This window comes from Mucilaginibacter sp. GW822-FHT03E02, from assembly GCF_058801545.1.
The window spans coordinates 2,162,814-2,185,135 of record NZ_JBXANJ010000001.1 but is presented as its reverse complement, the minus strand read 5'-3'; the positions used below and the strand labels follow the sequence as shown (position 1 = coordinate 2,185,135).

Annotated in this window: 21 protein-coding genes; 12 read left to right on the top strand and 9 right to left on the bottom strand. The window is 44.1% G+C overall.

Features of this window, described 5'->3' with window-relative positions; all coding sequences use genetic code 11:
• Positions 1 to 31: 31 nt before the first annotated feature.
• Positions 32 to 211 carry an Hc1-related histone H1-like protein gene (locus AC1RM2_RS09310; RefSeq protein WP_090652322.1) on the bottom strand — a complete coding sequence of 60 codons (180 nt, stop codon included), beginning with the start codon at positions 209 to 211 and terminating at the stop codon, positions 32 to 34.
• Between the two features lie 517 nt (positions 212 to 728).
• Here AC1RM2_RS09310 and AC1RM2_RS09305 point away from each other — a divergent pair.
• From AC1RM2_RS09305 to AC1RM2_RS09295, 3 genes are all read left to right on the top strand, one after another.
• Positions 729 to 1,310 carry a Crp/Fnr family transcriptional regulator gene (locus tag AC1RM2_RS09305; RefSeq protein ID WP_492984787.1) on the top strand — a complete coding sequence of 194 codons (582 nt, stop codon included), beginning with the start codon at positions 729 to 731 and terminating at the stop codon, positions 1,308 to 1,310.
• A gap of 188 nt (positions 1,311 to 1,498) precedes the next feature.
• Positions 1,499 to 1,915 carry an ABA4-like family protein gene (locus AC1RM2_RS09300; protein ID WP_492984786.1) on the top strand — a complete coding sequence of 139 codons (417 nt, stop codon included), beginning with the start codon at positions 1,499 to 1,501 and terminating at the stop codon, positions 1,913 to 1,915.
• Positions 1,912 to 2,676 (top strand): hypothetical protein, encoded by a 765-nt coding sequence (locus AC1RM2_RS09295; RefSeq protein WP_492984784.1) that lies wholly within the window; start codon positions 1,912 to 1,914, stop codon positions 2,674 to 2,676. Before AC1RM2_RS09300 ends, AC1RM2_RS09295 begins: the two co-directional genes overlap by 4 nt.
• A 110-nt stretch (positions 2,677 to 2,786) precedes the next feature.
• Here the strand turns inward: AC1RM2_RS09295 and AC1RM2_RS09290 are convergent, their stop codons facing one another.
• Positions 2,787 to 3,578 carry a hypothetical protein gene (locus AC1RM2_RS09290; RefSeq protein ID WP_492984783.1) on the bottom strand — a complete coding sequence of 264 codons (792 nt, stop codon included), beginning with the start codon at positions 3,576 to 3,578 and terminating at the stop codon, positions 2,787 to 2,789.
• Positions 3,579 to 3,933: 355 nt separating this feature from the next.
• Here AC1RM2_RS09290 and AC1RM2_RS09285 point away from each other — a divergent pair, with 355 nt between their 5' ends.
• Positions 3,934 to 4,350, top strand: a complete 417-nt coding sequence (locus AC1RM2_RS09285; RefSeq protein WP_492984781.1) for a hypothetical protein — start codon at positions 3,934 to 3,936, stop codon at positions 4,348 to 4,350.
• A 125-nt stretch (positions 4,351 to 4,475) separates the two neighbouring features.
• Here the strand turns inward: AC1RM2_RS09285 and AC1RM2_RS09280 are convergent, their stop codons facing one another.
• Positions 4,476 to 5,915 (bottom strand): glycoside hydrolase family 125 protein, encoded by a 1,440-nt coding sequence (locus AC1RM2_RS09280; protein WP_492984780.1) that lies wholly within the window; start codon positions 5,913 to 5,915, stop codon positions 4,476 to 4,478.
• A gap of 197 nt (positions 5,916 to 6,112) precedes the next feature.
• Here AC1RM2_RS09280 and AC1RM2_RS09275 point away from each other — a divergent pair, with 197 nt between their 5' ends.
• From AC1RM2_RS09275 to AC1RM2_RS09255, 5 genes are all read left to right on the top strand, one after another.
• Positions 6,113 to 6,673: an NUDIX domain-containing protein gene (locus AC1RM2_RS09275; RefSeq protein ID WP_492984778.1), complete on the top strand. Its 561-nt coding sequence runs from the start codon at positions 6,113 to 6,115 to the stop codon at positions 6,671 to 6,673.
• 39 nt (positions 6,674 to 6,712) lie between these two features.
• A complete protein-coding gene (locus AC1RM2_RS09270; RefSeq protein ID WP_492984776.1) occupies positions 6,713 to 7,447 on the top strand; it encodes a lysophospholipid acyltransferase family protein in 735 nt (244 codons plus the stop codon).
• A gap of 307 nt (positions 7,448 to 7,754) precedes the next feature.
• On the top strand, positions 7,755 to 8,228 hold the full coding sequence (locus AC1RM2_RS09265; RefSeq protein ID WP_492984774.1) for a ribonuclease H-like YkuK family protein: 474 nt from the start codon (positions 7,755 to 7,757) through the stop codon (positions 8,226 to 8,228).
• 62 nt (positions 8,229 to 8,290) lie between these two features.
• Positions 8,291 to 9,127: a sulfurtransferase gene (locus AC1RM2_RS09260; protein WP_492984773.1), complete on the top strand. Its 837-nt coding sequence runs from the start codon at positions 8,291 to 8,293 to the stop codon at positions 9,125 to 9,127.
• A 40-nt stretch (positions 9,128 to 9,167) separates the two neighbouring features.
• Positions 9,168 to 9,632, top strand: a complete 465-nt coding sequence (locus AC1RM2_RS09255; RefSeq protein ID WP_492984771.1) for an SRPBCC family protein — start codon at positions 9,168 to 9,170, stop codon at positions 9,630 to 9,632.
• Between the two features lie 216 nt (positions 9,633 to 9,848).
• On the opposite strand, the gene AC1RM2_RS09250 is transcribed toward AC1RM2_RS09255, so the two are convergent.
• The 5 genes from AC1RM2_RS09250 to AC1RM2_RS09230 all read right to left on the bottom strand — a co-directional run bounded on the left by AC1RM2_RS09250 (position 9,849) and on the right by AC1RM2_RS09230 (position 16,485).
• Complete coding sequence (locus tag AC1RM2_RS09250; protein ID WP_492984770.1) at positions 9,849 to 10,628, bottom strand: hypothetical protein; 780 nt, start codon at positions 10,626 to 10,628, stop codon at positions 9,849 to 9,851.
• Between the two features lie 70 nt (positions 10,629 to 10,698).
• The gene (locus AC1RM2_RS09245) at positions 10,699 to 11,463 is read right to left on the bottom strand and encodes a putative periplasmic lipoprotein (RefSeq protein ID WP_492984768.1); all 765 of its coding nucleotides are present in this window, start codon (positions 11,461 to 11,463) and stop codon (positions 10,699 to 10,701) included.
• Between the two features lie 719 nt (positions 11,464 to 12,182).
• The gene (locus AC1RM2_RS09240; RefSeq protein WP_492984766.1) at positions 12,183 to 13,166 is read right to left on the bottom strand and encodes a DUF6371 domain-containing protein; all 984 of its coding nucleotides are present in this window, start codon (positions 13,164 to 13,166) and stop codon (positions 12,183 to 12,185) included.
• 657 nt (positions 13,167 to 13,823) lie between these two features.
• The gene (locus AC1RM2_RS09235) at positions 13,824 to 14,891 is read right to left on the bottom strand and encodes an AAA family ATPase (protein WP_492984764.1); all 1,068 of its coding nucleotides are present in this window, start codon (positions 14,889 to 14,891) and stop codon (positions 13,824 to 13,826) included.
• A 589-nt stretch (positions 14,892 to 15,480) separates the two neighbouring features.
• Positions 15,481 to 16,485, bottom strand: a complete 1,005-nt coding sequence (locus AC1RM2_RS09230) for a hypothetical protein (RefSeq protein WP_492984763.1) — start codon at positions 16,483 to 16,485, stop codon at positions 15,481 to 15,483.
• A gap of 292 nt (positions 16,486 to 16,777) precedes the next feature.
• Here AC1RM2_RS09230 and AC1RM2_RS09225 point away from each other — a divergent pair, with 292 nt between their 5' ends.
• Entirely contained in the window at positions 16,778 to 17,725 is a 948-nt protein-coding gene (locus tag AC1RM2_RS09225; RefSeq protein ID WP_492984761.1) for a trypsin-like peptidase domain-containing protein, read from the top strand.
• Positions 17,726 to 18,220: 495 nt separating this feature from the next.
• Here the strand turns inward: AC1RM2_RS09225 and AC1RM2_RS09220 are convergent, their stop codons facing one another.
• On the bottom strand, positions 18,221 to 18,868 hold the full coding sequence (locus AC1RM2_RS09220) for a hypothetical protein (protein WP_492984760.1): 648 nt from the start codon (positions 18,866 to 18,868) through the stop codon (positions 18,221 to 18,223).
• Positions 18,869 to 19,024: 156 nt separating this feature from the next.
• Between AC1RM2_RS09220 and AC1RM2_RS09215 the strand changes: the two genes are divergently transcribed.
• Both AC1RM2_RS09215 and AC1RM2_RS09210 read left to right on the top strand, forming a co-directional pair.
• Positions 19,025 to 19,372 (top strand): hypothetical protein, encoded by a 348-nt coding sequence (locus tag AC1RM2_RS09215; protein ID WP_492984758.1) that lies wholly within the window; start codon positions 19,025 to 19,027, stop codon positions 19,370 to 19,372.
• A gap of 540 nt (positions 19,373 to 19,912) precedes the next feature.
• The gene (locus AC1RM2_RS09210) at positions 19,913 to 22,291 is read left to right on the top strand and encodes an ABC transporter permease (protein ID WP_492984756.1); all 2,379 of its coding nucleotides are present in this window, start codon (positions 19,913 to 19,915) and stop codon (positions 22,289 to 22,291) included.
• The last annotated feature ends 31 nt before the right edge of the window (positions 22,292 to 22,322 follow it).

The window sequence follows — 22,322 nt, the reverse complement described above, 5'->3', positions numbered from 1 at the left end:
CAGGGGAATAAGATTGATCAAAAAATCTTCCTTAGCTTTCTTTGTTTTTCGCCTCCTGAACCTCAAGGCGGATAGCCTGTGCCAGGTTTTTAAGATCTTGCATGCCTTTGCGAACACGGGTTCCGGCAGCGCTGTTTCCTTTGTTGTAGAATTTGTCGGCGTCAGCCTCTAAAGAAGCTACAAGCTCCTTTACTTCAGTAAATTTTTTCATTTAATTACTCCTTTTAAATTATGAGGTCTATTGTTTTTAATTAAAGCTAAGCTATAAGGTTTTTTTTTAATTAAAAATTTTTAAAGTCGAAAAATAGTGCCTTTACAGTGGTTTTTTTCCACATTTTGAAGCCAGGGTAGGTATTTTGGCGTTAATTATATAGTATGAAAACAGTGATTTTGGCTTAGTATATTATGGCTATGCTTGATTGATTAAATGCATATTTCAATAATACGTATTATAAATACTATTAAAGCTGAACTATGGTATTCATTTAACATATTATTTCATTTTTTAATTTATTAATTGAAATCATCAAATTTATCCGATGCTCCTGGGTTTAAAGGCTCGCGGGGAGGGCTGCATCTGAAATTTTCATGGCCAATTATGTAAAGCTGTTACTGTTAGAACGGGTTGCTCTGCTCACGGGGCCGGATTCAATAGTCCATTTCAATTATTCCTGTATCTTTGGTATAGTAGTTTTCACTAAAATAGTCACCGGCCAGCAGGTTTTACCATGTACGAAGTTATTACCCAATCATTACGCGCACTGGTTGATTTTACCGACGAGGAGCTTTTTTTATTTATGCAAAGGCTTAAGCCGCTCAGCTTAAAAAAGTATGCTTTTTATTTGAAACAGGGCCAGGTTTGCAAAAGCATGGTCATTGTATTTAAGGGTGGGCTAAGATATTTTTCGCGCAGCGAGAAGGGCGACAATACTTTAGGTTTTGCATTTGAGGGTGAATGGATTGGCGATTACGAAAGCTTTTTATTACAAACCCCATCGCCTGATTTTATTGAAGCCCTGGAAGATTGCGAACTGTTTACCCTGAGCTATGCCGACATGCAGGCCCTGTATAACCATAGCCAGCGCTTCGAACGCTTCGGCCGCATAATAGCCGAGAGATTGTTTATTGACACAGCCAGAAACAACCGGAATTTAAAAATGCAATCGGCCGAAGACAGGTATCTTGAGCTGCTTACCAAACAGCCCCATATATTTGAAAGGCTCCCCCAACATTTAATCGCATCGTACCTGGGCATTCAGCCGCAAAGCCTTAGCCGTATCCGGGCCAGGCTATCAAACGCCAAAAATTAACTCAGGTTAATAAATCCACTTCGCTTTTTAACCTCATATCATTTCAGGGCTAAGCTATTAGCCCCAGTTTTGTGTTGCGCTTTACAAAGCTTAAAGCAGAATGCATAAAGCTTTTGTATTGATTTTCAATCCAGCCAGGTTGATGTATAGCGCATTTAATTAACAGGTACTATTAAATCAAAAATAATATGAATCCGTCGCAGGCTTTTTCTGTCGTAAGCGCCATAGCAGCTTTGCAGTGGCTTTTGTTAATTGTAATGCCTAAATGGAAAGTTACGCAGTGGTTGGTTAACCACGCGGCTGTCCCCTTATTGCTTTCGGTAATTTACTGTATTTACATCGCCGGCTTTTTTGGTATCCACTGTGGCGGCTTTGGGTCGGTACAGGAAGTCCGAACACTCTTTGGCAATGATAACCTGTTACTTGCAGGCTGGGTTCATTACCTCGCTTTTGATTTATTGATTGGTTTTCCCATCATTAAATCGGCCCGGGCTTCGGCGGTCTCGCATTGGCTGGTCATACCCTGCCTGGTGCTCACCTTTATGTTTGGCCCTTGCGGCTATTTACTTTATCAAATTGTCAACAAAATCAAATCATCCAAATGAAAACCTTATTCGTCCGTATCAAGACTATCAGTCCCCTTCTTTACTACTGCGCTTTGGGCCATTTAGCCTTATTTATACTGATGCTCATCATCGCCCAATTTGATCACCGCCAACTAATGGGGATTAACTTGTGGACAAAGCCCATCAAGTTTGCTATCTCCATCGCCATATACTGCCTAACATGGCCCCTGTTATTACAATATCTGCCTTATGAACAGCTCAAAAGGCGCTTTGTGAATTTTACAGTGTTTGCCATGAGTTTTGAGATGCTGGCCATCGCCACGCAGGCCGCACGGGGGCAGCTATCGCACTATAATACGTCGGGTGCTTATAATGCGCTGGTATTTAGCGCGATGGGGATAGTGATTGTATCACAAACCCTGTTTGCATTATACATAGGTATAAAGTTTTTTAGGGTGAAGGCGGTACAATTAATCCCCGCTTTGCTATGGGCTATTCGCCTGGGTATAATTATGGCCTGCATCTTCGCACTTGAAGGCGGTTTAATGGCATCGCGCCTGGCGCACACGGTGGGCGCTGCCGATGGGGGCCCCGGCCTGCCGCTTTTTAACTGGAGCCGTATAGCCGGCGATTTACGGATAGCCCATTTTATGGGATTGCATGCCCTGCAAATTGTACCACTGTTTGTTGTTTTCAGCGGGGTAAAAAGTGCCAGGCCGTCAGTTATTTTTGCCTTAATTTATTTTGTACTGGTTTCGCTGTTATTTTATAATGCCACGTTGGGCAGGCCGCTATTTTAGAAAAGCAAATTTAGTCCGAAGTCTGAAGTCCGAAGTCAGTTTTGTGCTTTCTGACTTCAGACTTGGTACTTCAGACTACTGACTTTAGGCTTCGTACTTCAGACTTAACACTACATGTATTTTCCGTTTACCAGCCACTTGGCTATCCGTAATATGGTATGTTCGTTTTTATCTACCCCGGCAGAAGCAAGAATAGTTTTACCAAATCCATCGGGCGCAATGGTATAAGGCATAATTTGGCTATCCTTTTTTGTGTTTATAATAAATTTAGATGCGCTGTTACCACCCGTAAAACTCACCTTGGCAACTATCAAACCATCGGGCAGGCTAAATTCGTAAGTATCGCCCTCGGGGCCCGACGAAATATTTTTAAACTTGCCAATGGGTTCCAATCCCTGGTAAATCATGTTATCGTCTTTTATCATAACAGGAAACATCATGTTTCTTTTTACAATATTGTATTCTGTTCGTACAATGGGGTTTTTGCTTTTCAGCGCTATAAATTCGTTTATTTTTGCTTCGTTAAGCTTATCATCAACTATTATCCCGCTTTGGCCTATCAGTTTAGCAAAAGATTTTTCGGCACTTAATATACTCAGTGTAAATAAGCCCACCTGGCTGGTTGTTAAAAAAGAGAAGCGATAGTAAAAGTCGGTATTATTTTGAGGGTCAGGCGGCAAATCACTGGCTAAAACAGCTATGATTAGTTTTTCGCCGCTCATGGAATACAGTTCATAATTGGCAGGCTGGGCAAACCCCGCTTTAAGCTTTACTATTTTGGCAATCTCTTTGCCATCAACACTAAGCATCCCCGATTTGTAGGAAACGGATTGTGCCGCCAAAGAGCCGGCCAGTAATAATAACACCACCGATGTGATTATCGCTTTAATTGTTTTTCTCATTTTTTTGTACTTGTAAGGTTAATTTTGATAACTGTTTAGGTTTATGGGCTTAAATTAGCAGTTGGCTAAATCCAATTTAAAGGTAAGGATATTTAACAGATATGCTATTAATTATATGTTAAAATACCGCACCGGCAATCAGGGCATTGCCCCAACCGGTAGAAGTTGGCGCCCGGGCGTTACGCTCATACACCTGCGGGCATTACGCACAGCCTGTATCCGCTGCAATCCCTAATGCAGCCAAATTACATTTACCGTAAAAATACCCGGTAAAAAAGGTGCTATTTACGGCGCTATACCCTCAGCCCGCTACCGAGATTTGGTGTATTCAATCACCATTAAAAATCATAAAACGATGTTACTATTTAATGAAAAGCATGAGCAGCTAAACGCGGATGCTGTAGCTGCTGACCTGGTTAACCTTGACGATGTTGCAACCCCTACAGATGAGCAGGTTGAAGCCATTTTACAAGATTATTATAAACAGGCTTTGCAGCTTGAAGGTGCCCGCTACGGGTTCAAAGCCGAATTTGCGGCTCCTGCTGCACTGGCCGCTTTCCCGGGTATAGGGAGTATACTGGATGCTATCCGTAAATTCATTTGCGGCATTGTAAACGAGGGCTCAACTACGCAGCAAATTATTGATGCCATACTACAGGCAATTGCTTCAGTTATTCCGGGTGGGATCATTATAGACCTTTTGGTTAAGCCTGTTATAAAATATATCTTATCAGTAGGTATTAAGGCGTTTTGCCCGGTAAATCCGGCTTAATATCAAACACAAACCTAAACTTTATAGCGCCTGTTAACGGCCGCACGGTTGTAAATACGGGTAAAAAAAAGAAGCTGCCGCTTAAAAAGTGACAGCTTCTGCATTTTGATGAATATTCAGTTCTTTTAAAAAATCTTCTGCAACAAATCAGGATGGTGTGCGTGCAACTTCACAATCAGTTCGCCAAACAGGGTATTAGCCCAGGCAAACCATTTACGGGTGAAGTTATTGGCGTTATCCTTATGAAAACCTTCGTGCATAAAACCGGTGCCCGCGTGCGTGTTTTTAAGCATATGCAGGCAGCGGGTAATCTCTAATTTATCTGTCGAGGTAAGGGCACGCATGGTGATAGCCATTGGCCATATAAAATCAATACCTACGTGCGGGCCGCCAATGCCTTCGGCAACTTTGCCCTTAAAAAAGTAGGGGTTATCCAAACTCAATACAAAGCGGCGGGTGTTTTGATATAACGGATCGGTTACCGGCAACGAGTCGAGGTAGGGCAGTGCCAGCAGGCTGGGCACGTTGCTATCATCCATCAGTAACTGGTTGCCGTAGCCATCAACCTCAAAGGCTAAAATTTTGCCATATTTTGGATGATTTACCACCGCGTATTTTTTAAGGGCGGCGTCTACTTCTGCAGCAAGTGCTGTGCATTCGGCGGCTGTTTTGGCATCTTTACCTATCACGCTAAACATTTCGGCCATTTGCTTTAAGCTGGTAACCGCAAAGTAGTTGGAAGGTACCAGGAAAGGGTATATAGTAGCATCATCAGATGGGCGGAAGATGCTGCAGATGAGCCCAACGGGTTTTACCGGGTTGCCATAACCCCTGTTTGGTGCAGTATCGCTGGCGGTTTCAGTTTTGCGCTGAAAATGGTACGGGCCTTTGCCGTTTTTGCGTTGCTGTACTTTAAAAGTATCTAATATGGTTTTGCCTGCTTTTTGCCAGGTTTCGTCAAAAAAGCTGCTATCACCGCTTATTTTCCAGTAGTTATAGGCTAAACGCACCGGGTAGCAAAGGGAATCAATTTCCCATTTGCGCTCATGCAGTTCGGGTTTCATATCGGTAACATCGCTGTCCCATTCGCTGCCGGTGGGGCCTTCGTTAAATGCGTTGGCGTATGGGTCAATCAGTACACATTTAGCCTGGCGGCTTAACACACCCTGAATCACTTTTTTAAGCGCCGGGTCGTTTTTAATCAGCGGAAGATACGGCCAAACCTGTGCCGATGAATCGCGCATCCACATGGCAAAAATATCGCCGGTGATTACAAAAGTATCGGGTTTACCGTCTTTTTCTGAATAATTTACGGTAGTATCTAAAGTATTTGGATAGCAGTTTTCAAAAAGCCATGCTATTTCCGGATCTTTTATATCCGCTTTAACTTTTTGGATAGTGGCTTCAACAGCTTTGCTGGCAAATTTCCGGTCGGCCAGTTTTGGCCGGTGGCTTTCGAATACAGGTGTGGCTTTGCCCAGCCAACTTGTAGCAGGCACAACGCCGAGGCCTAAACCGGCGGTGGCCACACTGTTAATTTTAATAAAATGTCTTCTGGTGATCATAAGTAGTTTAAATGGTAAGTGTAAAAATATAAAAGCGTTTCGCAATCCAAAAAAAATCCTGCTAAATTAATTTACCAACGGTATTTGGCACAATTGCAGGTATCTGAAAAAGAGAATTGGGAACGGTCAGCTAACTGCCATTCACAACTCCCCACTCACCATTTGCTACTATACCGCCAAAATGCTAATTTCCACCCATGCATCATCCCGAAGAAAACCCCTGGAAAATAACCTCCGAGAAATCAGTTTACGATAATCCCTGGATCAACCTTACCGAGTACCAGGTAATAAACCCATCGGGCAACCCGGGCATCTACGGCAAAGTTCATTTCAAGAATATGGCTATAGGCGTTCTGCCGTTGGATGACGACTTGAATACTTATATTGTTGGCCAATACCGTTTCCCCGTGAACCAATACAGTTGGGAGATGCCCGAAGGCGGCGGTCCCGAGGGAACAGATCCCCTGGAATCGGCCAAGCGGGAGTTGCTGGAAGAGGCAGGCCTTAAAGCCAGTGAGTGGACGGAACTAATGCGCCTGCACCTCAGCAATTCGGTAAGCGATGAACTGAGTATCATTTACATAGCCCGCGGCCTTACCCAACACGAAGCTGAACCAGAGGATACCGAGCAGTTTGTAATAAAAAAAATCCCCTTTGCCCACATTTACCAAATGGTTTGCAACGGCCAGATTACCGATGCCATGACCGTTGCTGCGGTGCTTAAAGTACAATTATTGCTTTCAGAAAACCTTTTGTAACCCTACACGTTTGCAAAAAATGCCTAAATTTGGCAGTCGATGAAAAAGTTTTTAGGCTATTTTCTTACCCCTGTGGCAACGGGAGTATTTTTATTGATACTGGTTATATTTCAGCCTATTCAATGGGTGTGTTTCCGTTTTTTTGGCTATTCGGCACATAAAAAATCGGTTGATCTTCTAAACCTGTTTTTATTGCGGTCGGTTTATTTACTGGGCAATACGGTCACCTTTGTCAACAACCAAAACCTGCCTGTTGGCCGTCCCATTATATTTTTAGCCAACCACCAGGGCTTGCTGGATATACCGCCAATGATCTGGTATCTGCGTAAATACCACGCCAAGTTTATCTCCAAAATTGAACTTACCAAAAACATTCCTTCGATATCCTACAACCTCAGGCATGGCGGCGGTGCTAATATCGATCGTAAAGACCAGCGTCAATCCATTACCGAAATCATGAAGCTTGGTGTGCGGATGAAGGAAAATAAATGGTCGGCTGTGATATTTCCTGAAGGCACGCGTTCAACAGACGGCACAATAAAAGCCTTCCAGGTAGGTGGCATAGCCACGATACTGAAAAAGTGCCCAGATGCGTTATTGGTACCCATAGCCATTAAGGATTCCTGGAAGATGATCCGCTATGGCCAGTACCCCCTGAATACATTTACATCCATGAAGTGGGAAGTACTTACCCCCATTGAACCAGCCGGCCGCCCGATAGAAGAAGTGGTACTGGAAGCCGAGAATCAGATTAGGGCCGCGCTATCTTCTTAATTTGAAGATTTGAAAATTTGAGGATTTGAAAATGCAGGGAAAAAGATGTGCATATTTCAGATTGTGCCCGATGCAATATTTATTCAGTGGAGGCTATGCGGTTTAAAATCTTCAAATTAAAACTATTCCTCATTTTAAATTTTCAAATTTTCAAATCCTCAAATTTTCAAATTCTCTTCAATTGTGTTGATATTCAGTCAAATGTTAACAAATAAATCACACCATCTTTACGTTTATATGAAACGTTATCGCTTATTTTTATAGACCTATAAAATGGGTCGGCTAAAATTTACTAAAAACAATTTTTATGACCTGGAGAAAATTTAGTGGAGAGGTGATCCAAACACCCATCATGGAGGAGGTTGAAAAGGCGATTGAACGCGAAGCCACCCTCGGCAACAAGCTCAAAGTATGTATCGGAACAGATTCGCAGGTAAAAGGTAGTGTAACTGATTTTGCCACAGTTATCGTGTTTTTACGCGAGAAACGTGGCGCGTTCATGTTTATCCACCAGGAGCGGACCTCGCAAAAAATGACCATTAAGGAAAGGATGCTGAGCGAGGTGCAAAAATCAATTGACATTGCCTATAAGCTTTGCGACCTGCTTGACCTGTATGATGTGGAACTGGAAGTACATGCCGACATTAACACCAACCCAATGTTTAAATCAAATGCCGCGCTGCACGAAGCTATGGGGTACATTTTGAGCATGGGTTTTGTATTTAAAGCCAAGCCCGAAGCTTTTGCAAGCTCATACTGTGCCAATAAAATAGTGCAGTAAAAGCCTTGAAGTAAACGGCGTGGTATTTATATTTGGTTTTTTACTACAAGACCGAACAAACTATGTCGCCACTAATTGAAATTAACGATCCGGCCCTTGCCGGCCCGAACACTATACTTATCGACGCCCGCGCCGGTAAAGATACCCATGACCGCTACCTCGCCGGTCACCTTAAAAACGCTGCCTACGTTGAGCTGGACCGCGATTTAGCAGCCCACGTTACCGACGCCGCCCAGGGCGGACGCCATCCTTTGCCTCCAATTGAAGATTTTGCCGCCCTTTTGGGCCGTTTAGGTATTACGCCCGCAAGCCATGTGGTGGTTTATGACGATAAATCTGCAGCTTTTGGCGGTGCCCGCTTTTGGTGGATGCTGAAGGCAATTGGTCACGATAATGTACAGGTATTGAATGGAGGCCTACAGGCTGCCAAAGATGCCGGCATCGAATTAAGCACCGAAGAATTTACCCCAACCCCGGTTGAAGCTTACCCGGTACCTGCAGCCTATGCCGGCACAGTGGCCATTGGCGAAGTAGCCATTGCCGCCCATGATGCAAACCGGATTGTGATAGATGTGCGCGAAACTCCACGCTATTTAGGCCAAACCGAGCCTTTAGATTTGATTGCCGGGCATATACCAGGCGCATTTAATCTGCCTTATGTTACCAACTTGGGTGCCGATGGTAAATATCTTGATGCTGATACATTACGCAAAGTTTATGATGACGCCATAGGTGATGTTGCCCACCAGGAAATTATAGTTCACTGTGGATCAGGGGTTACGGCTTGCCATACCTTGCTGGGTATGGAGTACGCCGGTATTACCGGGCCGCAATTATATGTAGGGTCGTGGAGTGAATGGTCGAGACGTAAATTGCCAATTGGTACAACTACGAGATAAAAACGTATATTTACAACAATATTGTACTTTATAGCAGATTGTGAAAACATACGTTTTAAAAACCGAACAAAGGATCCCGATTGGTTTAGATGAGGCCTGGGATTTTTTTTCCTCACCCTTAAACCTGGCTAAGATTACACCGCCCGATATGAGCTTTGTGGTAACATCTGATTATACTGCCGATACCAAAATGTATCCCGGTATGATTATTACCTACAAAATTTCGCCGGTGGCAGGTATCAAAATGAACTGGATGACAGAGATAACCCAGGTTGCTGATAAGCAGTATTTTGTTGACGAACAGCGCTTTGGTCCATACGCTTTATGGCATCACCAGCATCATTTTAAAGCCATTGAAGGCGGCGTGCAGATGAATGATATTTTACACTATGCCATACCCTATAGCTTTATAGGTACTATTGCAAATAAGGTTTATGTGGCTAAGCAAGTGAGCAAGATTTTTGCCTATCGGGAGAAGGCGATTGAGAGGCTATTTGGGTACTAACGGTGCCCATCAGTTGCGTAACAGAGTTAGCCGGACGCTACTCATGACAACTCAAAAAACGGAAGTCATCCCGAACTTGTTTCGGGATCCCACAGGACAGGTGACCAGCATGAAGCACACTTAGCATGTGGGATGCCGAAACAAGTTCGGCATGACATTGGGGATTAAATCGTTCCGGTGGAACACTCATCACCGTTTATGATCCATTTATAATCATTACCAGATAAACAACGGTACCAGCCAAATTGGCGAGATGTAATAAGGATCATAGTAGGGTTCGTAATATTCGATGGTTTCTTCCTCAACAATGGTGGTAGTGGTAGTGCCTCCGCCATAGTTGTTATTATTGTTATTCTGTTTTTGCTCTTCCTCCATCAGTTTAATCATCAGTTCCGATCCCTGGTTTATCATATCTACCATGGCATCTTCGCCAACATCTTCGGGCTTAATGGCGGTGTTGCAAATTTCTTCTATTTCGCCCCAGGCGGTGTCGGCCATCAAATCATTTTGCCAGCCTGATACGCTGGTATCAAACCTGTTTTCGTTGATGAACGACATAAACACAATTTCGGCCGGATCGGCTTTTTTAAACATGGCTACGGCAATGCGCAAATCATCAAAACGCTCATTGTCGGTAAAGTTGAACCAGTCGTCGTCGGTATCAAAATCGAAATAGCTGCTAAAGGCAAATTCGCCTTTTTCCAGGTCGACAAACGAAAAAACGTCGTAAACTTTCAGGTATTCGCTATAGCGCTTCATAAAGGTGTCAAACACGCCGCGGCCCTTTGAACTTAACTTATAAACCGAGCCCGAGCTGATGATGTAGCCATTGGCAACAAGCTCCTGAAACAGCGGTTGTAGTACGGCATCGTCGCCATAAGCGCTACTGCTAAACTGGTGGTTGCCGTTTATCATTTCGTTTAAAACGATGATTGCTTTAAACGTTTTTTTATTATCGTCAGATAAAAGAGTATTTTTTCTTAATTGGATAGCCATAATGTGAGCCCCTCTAAATCTCCCCCGGTAGGGGAGAATTAAGATAAATAAAGTAAATTGAAAAATGAGATTATCGCCTGCGGCCAAAACCACCGCGGCTACGGCCGAACCCGGATCTGCTGCCCGAACTTCTGCTGCTGCCAACGCTACTGCCCGAATTGCTGCTGCCAAAACCGCCGCTCCTTACCCTGCTGCCCGAGCTGCGGTTGCTGAATGATCTTTGCGACCTGGTTGGCTGGCTCAAGCTGCTCCGGCTGCTGCTTCTCGATGACATGTACGATGAGGTAGTTGGCCTGAACGTGGTATAGGTACGCGTGCGGGTATAATAATGCGGATAATATCCGTAGTGGTAAATCGGTACATAGTAGCTGTGCGGGCGTAAAAAGTAGCTTAATATCAAAAAGTCGGTTAAGCCAAATGAGGAGTGATAATAGTTGTTATACCCCACATAGCTTGGGTTGCCCTGGATATCCAGGTTGGCGGTGTTGTTATTACCGGTAGGCTGAATGTTAACACTGGCCACCGTTACCGATTGCGAATTGCTCACATCGTCAATGATGTTCAGCTTGTTGTTATCGGCCTCCTGTACCTTCAGGTAATCAATATTGCCGTCCTTATCCAGGTCCAGGTTGTTGATCTGGTTGGCGGGGTTGTTAATGGCTTTTTCAAGGGTTTGCGGGTCGGTACTGTTTTTTACAAACTGGGCAAGCTTATTTACGTCAAACCCGGCAGTAGTATTGTTTTCGATAGTGACATTGTTTTGTTGCGGCGGGTTTTGGCTGCATGCCGAAAGACTAACCACTAAACCTGTAAGCGCTATGAATATTTTTTTCATGATGATTTTATGAGTTGTTTGCCGGCATGGCGGTTTCTGGTTTGGGTTACGCCGGCTGGCTTTTTTTGTATTTTGTTTTTTGTTTAGATGCAAGATGTTGTACGATGTTACAAATTTTTTTGAATAGCGTCAAGAAGTAAAAAGCAAGATTTAAGACTATGGTAACACCTAATGATAAAATTTACGAATTATAAAGGGAAAATGACGTTGGAAAAAACTGACGATTTTGGAAAAACGAAGAATTTTCGAGCTTTCCAAAATCGCTGTTTCCCAATTCCCTCCCTCGGGAGGGGCGCGATGGAAATAAGCGCAAAGGCAGGGAGGGGTTTAATGAACTTTTTATTTTTAGGGGAAGAATTCGCAAAAACGCTTTGTTGTTGCGAGGTACGATGCGATCTTCTATCTAAGCTTAGCGTAGTTAGTATGGCGGCAATATAAGCGATAGCTGACCTGTACTTACGATGTGATTAGTTTAAAAAAATCACAAGTGATCTTCCTGCACGTGGTATACAATTCTTGCGATAAGGTGGGCAATGCCTGCGGCCCGGGCTGTACATTCATACTGCACAGGCATTAGCCACATTGGCCGGTATCCATTTCCATCCCTATTGCGAAGCTGCAAGGTGTCCGTCCGTCCGGTAGTGCCGCCATCCCCCAAAAAAAGCGGACAGCCTCCCCCACCATCCACCAATAAACCAATGAACCAGTGAACCAATAAACTACCAGCTAACCACATCCCCAATATCCACCCCGTTCATCCTGTCGGCTACGGTGGCCATACGCTCCAGCACTTCCGATACCATGAACATTGTATCGGGCATGGCCCGGTTTAGTTCCTGCGCCTTAAGCCTCCATTTGTCATAGGCATTCACATCCGGGAAAAGCATTACGCTGCGGCCCTTAAGTACGCTGCATTTGGCTTCGTTTAAGCCTTGCAGGCTGCCGCAGGCCAGCCATATAAACTGCGGTAAAATGGCGCTGGCAATAATGGCGGTTTTCTCGCTCTCAACAATACCTACAGGTTTGCCCGGTTCGGCGGCAAGCAGGTGTTCGCCAAAAAGGCATTGTTTAAGTTCAAAATACTCGGGCTGGCCCTGGGCTTGCAGTTGTTTGGCAATTACGGTGTGCGCCCAGGTAATGTGGTTAAACGGTTCTTTCACCCGCTTGCCTGTTTCGGCATCGTACAGCATTATTTTGCCGGTGCGTACCCAGTTATCCTTATCGTACTGCCAAAACACCGTAGCACCCGGCCAGTGCCCATGTGTGCCAATATGGTATCGTTTAATCAGCTGCTGGGTGGTTTCGCGGTTAAAACGTTTTAAAAGGTACTGCACAAAATTGTTTTGCTTATAGGCGGTAAGGGTTAGGCGTACGTATTCGGGGTTTATGAAGTAATCGGCATCGGTTTGGGGCGTATGGTTCATGGTTGATGGTTCATGGCAAGGCAGTTGATTTCTGCAGGCTTCTTTCTTCTTCTTATCCATCAACCATGAACTATCACCTATAGGCGTATTTTTTAAATACTCGCCCGGCTTAACGTGGTAGCCGCACTTATCAACCCGGCCGCAACGGCCTATGTGCGGGGGCAGTTGCTGGCCTGTTTGGGTATCAATGTAGCGTACAAAGCTTTTGCTTGGGTGGTTGCAGGCAGGGCACCGGTAGCGCGATTGCGTGCCCGCGTATGGTTGTAGTTTGTATTTCATTGGTTGGTTCATTGGTTCATTAGTTCATTGGTGGAGGGGCGGGTAAATGGGACTCATAGCCCCTTTGTCATTGCGAGGTACGAAGCAATCCCGTAGTCATGCAAAGCGGCCATGCAGGCCTACGGGGTTGCCGCGCTGCGCTCGCAATGACATAGTTTTAGAGTTTTCGATGTTCATAGCCCCTTTGTCATTGCGAGGTACGAAGCAATCCCCTGGCTATCCAAGGCCGCCATGCAGGGCTACGGGGTTGCCGCGCTGCGCTCGCAATGACATAGTTTTAGAGTTTTCGATGTTCATAGCCCCTTTGTCATTGCGAGGTACGAAGCAATCCCGTGGCTATCCAAAGCGGCCATGCAGGGCTACGAGGTTGCCGCGCTGCGCTCGCAATGACATAGTTTTAGAGTTTTCGATGTTCATAGCCCGTTTGTCATTGCGAGGTACGAAGCAACCCCGTGGCTATCCAAAGCGGCCATGCAGGGCTACGGGGTTGCCGCGCTGCGCTCGCAATGACATAGTTTTAGAGTTTTGAATGGTGGTTTAGGAATACGTCCGGTTCTGTCCGTCCGTCCGGGAGTGTCTCACACCCCGGTGCGGACGGACGGAACAATCGATTAGAAGTAGCTTGTACTTTTTTGTCTTGACTCTTGATTCTTGACTCTATTTCCCCTGCGCTATCTTTAGCAGCCTATCTGCCTTTTGGTGCGATATGCCCATCTCTTTGCCAATATCGCGTAAACTGTAGCCCTGCTCTTTGTAGCTTAGCGCCAATTCGGCCAGCCTGTTTTGCTTGCCATCGTTGGGCTTGGTAAGCTGCTCCCACTCTTTGCCGTAGGCTACAAACTCGTACTGTAAAAAGTTGTGGGGCTTGGTTATCTGGCACAGGCAAACGTTGGCCTCGCCATACACCTGCTCGGTATTGCGCTGTTTAATTTGTTTCAGGTAGCGCAGGTTAACGTCGGCTTTGCTTTCGCCAATGGTAAAGGCGCTGTCGCAAAAGTTCATGAGCATTTTGCTGCCCTGCAAATCGTTGCGGGTAATGGCTTGGGTAAGGTCGCGTTTGGGGGTGTGGGCAAGTACTAAAATGCTTAGGTCGTACTTGTTTTTAAGGCTTTTCAATTGCTTCATCAATGGCGATGCATCCTGCGCCTTTTCGGTTTCGCTGCGCAGGTAGGTAAGGTTATCAATAATTAAAACCCTTGCCCCCGTTTGCAATACAGATCGCTCCAGCGAGTAGATCAAATAACTGTCGAAATCCTCAAAGCCCTCGGGCAAATCAATATCGGGGTTAAGCTCGGCCCGGTAAAAGTTGCTGTTAAACTGGTAATGCTCGGCATAATCGGCACTGTAACGGGCTTCAAACTGCTTATCTGTAAGCTCAAAATCGCAGTATAAAACGGGTTGGGCAGCTGCCTCTACCTCAAAAGGCGTATCGCCGCTGCCCCGGCTTATGCCATCGGCAATTTGTACGGCTACAATGCTTTTGCCCAGGTTACTATCGGCAAATAAAATGCACACCTCGCCCTGGTGCCAAAATTTGCCGAAAAGCATCAAAGGCACCGGCCTGCTGCTGGCCTGTTCCATCCAATGGTTTACACGGCGCACCATTAATACATCGTCGTTATTCTCGGGCAATTGTTGTTGTTGCAATTGCTGCAAACTCTCCTGCGCCAGCATGGCCGCGTTAATTTGCATACTGTTTTGGTTGTTCATTAGTTCGTGGTTCATTTTTTTAGTTCATTGGTTCATTTTTTGTTCATTGGTTCACTGGTTCATTAGTTCATTGGTGTATGGTGGAGTAATTTGCCGGTATTCCCGGCTTGTCATCCTGAGGTACGAAGGATCTGTCAGCTATGCATGACCGATAGAAAAGTTCGCGAATAGGAGATGCTTCGTACCTCAGCATGACAGTTTTTTATTTTTGACTATCATTCCCCTTTCCCCCTCACCCAATCAACCAAAAATCCCGACCGGGATTTTTTTAAAATACTTCTCCTTTAGCCTATTATTTAAGTAAAGGGCTTTGGCTACCCCCTCATCGGGGATACGGCCTGTAGGGCGATGGTTGTTTGGGTGTCCGTCCGGCTGGGTGTCCTGGTACAGTTGCGGACAAAAGCGGACGGACGATGTTTTAAGAGCTTTCGGGCTGACTCACCCGCGGAGATTTATATTCACCACAATAATACAAATAATTCTTTAAAATAAAGAATATTCTTTAAAAAATGTGATTTTGTCCGGAAGTGTCCGCGGGATGGTGGGGATGGGGGAGCGGACGGACGGAGGGGGGAGTGATAACTATAATTTGTAGTCCTTTATTCTATCTTTTTTCTAACAAAAGATCTATTTTTAGATTTTCGCCAGTAAGACTGTTAACCTTGATTTGGTTTCCATCACTCTGGAATAAAGAATTTGAAGTTCTAATACTTGCTATTCTATAAGACTCATCGTTTATTTCAAAAGTACAATCACCATATATTTTATTGGGTAAGACATATTGACCAAATAGATATTTTATTTCGTCATTATTACTCGATAGAAATGCCGATTTATAATTAACCTTAATGATAAGGTCTTTTACCAACGCACCGTTGAATAATGGTCTGATAATAGTTTCGGAAATATTCAGTCTAAGTGACTCTGAGGAACCTTTAGCTTTTATAAACGAATCCAAAGTTGAGGACGCTGACTTTTGGTATAGTGAAAAACTGTTTAAATTATAAGAACCAGGAAATGGACTTATAGAACTTGTATAATTTGAAAAATTTGATTGTAAACCGTAACTCTTTTTAAGGTCTGCTGCATATTCCGTTAAATATTGTTTTAATCTTATAATTTCAGGGTCTATCGTGGTTTTACCCTGTTTTTGAGGTTTCGATAAATATCTTTTAAGAAGAAGATCATAGGCAGAATCGACTTTATGTCTTGCCTGTGAAATTTTCAAATTCTCCCGTTTTTGGATATTAACTATAATTTCAGTGACGCGTAAGCTATCGAATGCTAAAGCTAATTTTTTTTCACTTTGAAAAAGCGCGAATGATTTTTTACTATTCTCAAGGTTGGCTTCATTGTTTTTAATTTCTGTCAATGGTAAAACCGAATAAGTGACATAGATAAATACAGAAGTTAATGCTACTAATGCCCCTGCAAATAATGACCAAGATTTTTCTTTCTTAAACCAAGGCTTTTGAAAATTTTTACTTTGTTCTAAATATTCAAGTTCTGTTTTTAGTTTTTCGGATTTGATTTTGTCAATCTCTGCAAAAATCTTATCTCTTTCTGCTTCTCTAATTTGCTGCTCTATTGGAATTTTTTTTGTTGCCATTTTTTTTAGTCCTAGAGTATTGATCATTTAGCACAGTAGTAAGACGACTCTGTATTTGATATTATAATGGCAAAAGATTGGTAGTTGGTGTTATTTAAAAACAGCATAATCTGAATTTATAATAATTCACTTAAAATTTTCTTTTGGTTTTCCTATCTCAACCCTTTATTTATTATTTACAATCACACCTAAGCTACGATATATGTTAACAATAATTATAAATGTTTATAACTCATGCTATTGTTAGTAAAAGCAAGGCGTATGCTAAAAAAAATAGCATTGTCTTTAACTCATGAAATCAATCAATTGGACGCTACTTTTATTTGTATTGCTCACGTTAAACACCACAACTGTGTTCGCTCAAAATGTATTTCAAGGCCCAGTTGATGATAACACTTATATGAGTACCGTTAGACTCAGCAATTTGGTTACTCAAAAAATATTCAAAAAAGTAAAAAATAAAACAATTGTTAAAGACACTTCCGTGTTAGCAACGGGTACCGGCTTTGTGGTGTTTAGGGTAATGCCTGATAAAACATATAGATTTTTCTTGGTAACAAATAAGCATATGATCGGAGACTGGTCTTTAAACGATAGCTTAATTGTTAACTCTCAGGTAATTGTAAGTTTTTACACAAAAAACAACTTGTTTAAAAATATAACTATAAAGCTATTAGATAATTCCAATCGCCCTGCTGGATATGTTCACGCTTATCCTAACCAAGTGGTGGATGTAGCTGTAATAGAACTTACCGGATTTTTATCAAATACGGAATTAAACGAAATAGCTTTTTACGCAATTCCCATTGATAATCTAATTTCTTTGTCTAATTTGAGTAGATATAATATTTTCACGGGAAGTCAGGTACTGATAACCGGTTATCCGTCAGGTATTGGAATTGCGTCGCAAAGTAAGCCTGTGGTAAAGTCAGCTATAATATCGTCGCCATTAACATCTACCATCGATATTAATATGGTTACTGATAACAGAAAGCATAATCCAACTCTTAATAACATATATGGAAAGCTTATTTTAATCGATGGATATATCGTTGGCGGTAATAGTGGCGGCCCAGTGTTTACGCCAAGAGATAAAGTTATTTTAGACGCAAATACGAACTTGGGGCAATATAATTATGTTATTGGGATCGTATCGTCAGTTTACAATAACACAGGCTTAAGTTTAATTTATTCTACAGATTACATTAAAGACTTGATTTATCAGTATACTAAATTATAAATCCATTGCATGCTGCTACAAGGGATTTACTACCCCCGCTACCGCAAAGGTCCACCCATGTGGTCCGCATGCTAAGTATACACCATGCATAACCGCCATGCACAGCGGGAGATTGCTTCGTACTTACCCATATAAATTCGGTTTTATACAAACATTGGCTTTGAACGCTGGCTACGACTCACCCCGGCTACGCTTCGCTGGCCGACCCTCTCTCCGGCTTACGCCGCATAGAGGGTAAACCCCATTTTTCTTTTTTCGCCCCTCTATGCGACGCAGTCGGAGAGAGGGGCAGACGGGCGCAGCCTCGTCGGGGTGAGTCGACTCGCCGATATACGTTATTGCTTATTTAACATCCGGATTTTATCACCCGCAATAACATGGTGTGGATAGGCAACGTTAAAACCCCGTCCACCCACCCAACCACACACCAACACAACCGGACGGACGGACACCCCATAAACACAAAGGCCGCATTAACCGCGGCCTTTGTGTTGTTTATGCTAACTGCAATTGGGGTTGTTTAAGGGTTTGGCAAATGCTGATGATTTGCGCCAGTACTTCGGCGGGGGCGTCGGGGTTGTCGGGGTTTTTAAAATCAATGTCGGGCAGGGTTAAAAAGAAACCTTTATCTACCCGGCAATGGTAGCTTACGGGTTGTTTGGTGCGCTGGGTGCGCAGCAGGGTATTGGTGCCGGTATGGTTCAGGATGGCTTTAAAATAAACATCTACCGTATGGGCAAGGGGGGTGGCTATGGGGTGGTGCTGCACGTTGGTGCCGTGTTGTATTATATAGTTAATTTTTGCAGGGCGGGTGCTTAGCACATCTATCAGTTTGCCGTAACCAAACTCGGGTATGTATTCCATGCGCTGGCAAATGGGCTCCTCGTCGAGCAGTAATACCAGTGTGCCGCCGTAGTGGTAAAAATCTTTTAAATCCTGGTGCCGTTTGGTTAAAAAGGCCAGTGCGCGGTTGGGGTCGGCATCCATGTCTTCCAGTAAAAAACCGGCGCTTTCGTGTATCGCGGCGGCGCTTACTACAATAAAATCGTAGTCTAACAGGTAGTCGTCGCAGCCAAAGTTAATTTCGGTACCCATACCGTTTAAACTGCTTACGCCCATGTGGGCTAATTTAATTTTGCTCATGTGTATATAAAATTTAATTGTTTGTTGCTTGTTGTTTGATTTTGGCGTACCGGCCATGCCTGCGTACTAAGCCCGAAGATTGGGGGCAAAAAAAGGTGGTGCATTATTTACCAACACACGCTACAAATATACTAATATTTTTAGCGATTTTGCAATATGGCACACGATAATAGTTATAACCAAAAGCAGGAAAATTACCAGCGCCAGCGCGACCGCGCCGCCCTGGAAGAGCGTAAAAAGCTGCAAGACCCGCAAATGCGTAAAAACTATCATGAGTTTGCCCGGCATGCCAAAACCATGCGCCTTTGGATTTTTGACCGTGTGGCCAAAGTGTGGTACACCCCCGAAGAGTTTATTGAAAAAGACAAAAACGAATACATAGAGTACGAAAAGATACTGTTTAACATTGACCTGCGCGACCCCCTTGAAGCCCTGCAAAAAGGCCAGCAAAAAATAGCCGAGTTTACCGGCCGCATTATTGAATACAGGAAGAAGGGGAATTAGTTTGTTGGTGGATGATGGGCAACCCGTCCGCTTTTTAAATTCATTGGTGGCACAACCGGACGGACGGACACTCGTTAGCGCAATTTAGTGCAAGGTATTGTACGAATGCCTACGGGCGGATGACTTGTGGCTTCCCCCGCAATAGGGATGGAAATGGATACCGGCCCGGCGCCTAAGGCCCTGTGCGCGTATGAATGCACAGCCCGGGCCGCAGGCATTGCCATGAAGAAGAATCAAGAGGCAAGAACAAGTGTGGGAAGTGGAAAATCAGGAGCCACGATTTTTTTAATCGCAGTTTTAGTCACAATATCTTAATGCTAATTTACAATCCGTGCTATCCATGATATAATTGTACACGCTTGTCTGATTGTAGTTTGATAACTGTTATGTAGGGGCTTCCGTCCCTCTCTCATAGAAGGCACCGCGGCTGTACAAAGCCAGTCATAACTCAAAAACCGCGTTTATACTCAATAACGTGGTTAAAATAAATAATCCTATTTTAGGGTTTATATTATTTCATCTACCCAAACGCACCTACTCATGCTCAAAAACTACTTTAAAACTACCTTAAGATACCTGTGGAAGAACAAGGTTTTCTCCCTCATCAACATCACCGGCCTGGCTACAGGTATTTGCGTTTGTTTTTTTGCCCTGCTGTATGTGCATTTTGAATTAAACCGCGATAGTTATAATCAAAAGGCCGATAATATCTACCGCCTGGTAACCGATGTAAAAACATCTGCGGGCATTAATTACGAAAGTTCGTCAACCCCGATGGGGCCGGCAATGAAAGCGGCATTCCCCGAAGTAAAAGATATGGCCAGGGTGTTTATGGACGATATGATTTTGCAAAGCAACCCCGACAACGCGGTAAAGGAAGAAGTGGCCTATGCCGATTCCTCGGCCTTTAAAATATTTTCGTGGCCGCTGCTGCGGGGCGATATCAGCCACCTGTTTAACGCCCCCTGCGACGTGGTACTCTCCGAAACCGCTGCCAAAAAGTACTTCGGCAACGCCGATCCTATGGGCCAAACTATGCTCATCAACGGCAAAGCCAAATGCAGGGTAACCGGTATTATGAAGGATATTCCGTATAACTCGCACCTGCGGGTAGACGTTATTTTTTCTATCTCGACCCTGGTTGATGAAAGCTGGAATCACTGGACCCGCTTTGGCTTTTACACCTATCTTTTATTACAGCCCGGCGCATCTGCGGCAGCTTTGCAGGCCAAATTCCCCGCTATGGTAAAAGCCAATATGGATCAAACCGATTTTAAGTACCAGCTATCTATCGAGCCATTGAAAAAGGTTTATTTGTATGGCAAACCGCGCGGGCACCGTACAGGCACATCGGCCAGCGGCAGCATTACCAATGTGTATATTATATCTATCATAGCGCTGCTGGTGCTGTTTATCGCCTGTTTTAATTTTATAAACCTCACTACCGCGTTCTCGTTGCAAAGGGCCAAAGAAATCGGCGTTCGTAAAGTGCTTGGCGCATCAAAATACCAGCTGATGCTGCAATTTTTTATGGATGCGGTAATACTTTGTTTAATTGCATTTATCATCGCCCTGCTGTTTGCATCGTTGTTATTGCCCTTATTTAACCAGCTAACAGGCACTATTATAGCCGATGGTATTTTTCATCATGTGCAGCACGTGTTATGGCTGCTGGCATTGGCTGTTGGGGTAGGCATATTATCCGGCGCGTACCCGGCTTTGTTTTTATCAGGGTTTAAACCCATCAGCAGCCTTAAAGGCAAAACGGGTTCGTCGGGTACGGGGCTTATGTTACGGCGGTCGTTGGTGGTGGCGCAGTTTTGTATTTCCATATTCCTCATCCTGGCTACTACCATTGTGTATATGCAGCTTAACTTTATGCAAAACCAGCAGCTGGGCTTTCAAAAAGATCATAAGCTGGTGATTGATTACCAGTTTAGCAACAGCATCAACCAGCATACCGACGCGATAAGGCAGCAACTGGCTGCAATCCCGGGCGTTGGTATGGTTAGCCTGTCGTCGTCTATCCCGGGCACGTCAAACAACCAGTTTAATACCATGATTGAAAACAGCAAAGGCGAAAAGCAACAGCAAAGGCCCGACGTTTATTTTATTGACGATGTATTCCTGAAACAATACCATATCGACCTGATTGCCGGGCGCGGGTTTCAAAAAAACCTGGCCCTCGATTCTATGAAAGCCATGCTCATTAACCAGGCCATGTTAAAAAGCCTGGGCTTCAAAAAACCGGAGGATGCCATTGGTAAACATTTTAAACAGCTTAACCACACCGGCGAGATTGTTGGCGTGATCAGGGATTTTCATAACCATTCCTTTTTAGAAACCGTGCAGCCGCTTACCATAAGGGTTGATTCCAGCCATTTAACCAATATCACTATCGATATCACATCCACAGATGTACGGTCGACAGTGTATCAACTGGAAGCCACCTGGAAAAAAATACTGCCCGATGTGCCGCTGGTATACTTTTTTGCAGATGAGGCATACAACCGGCAGTACATAGCCCAGGAACGTTTTGGCAAGCTGTTCATCTGCTTTGCCGTGGTGGCCATCGTTATCTCCTGCCTCGGGCTGTTGGGCCTGTCGGCTTATAACATAGCCCAGCGCAAAAAAGAAATCAGCGTACGCAAGGTATTGGGCGCCTCAGTCATGAACATAACCCTGCTTTTATCACAGGATTTTATCCGGCTTATTGTAATTGCCCTGCTCATAGCCTCGCCCATATCCTGGCTGCTGATGCACAACTGGCTCAATAATTTTGCCTACCGTATCAACATCCCGGTTTGGGTGTTTGTTTCATCGGGCCTGGCAGCTATGTTTATCGCGTTGGTGACCATTAGTTTTCAGTCTGTTAAAGCGGCTATCGCCAATCCGGTGAGGAATTTAAAGGCGGAGTAGGGGAGCGGTTTGGGCATTTCCCCGCCGGTAG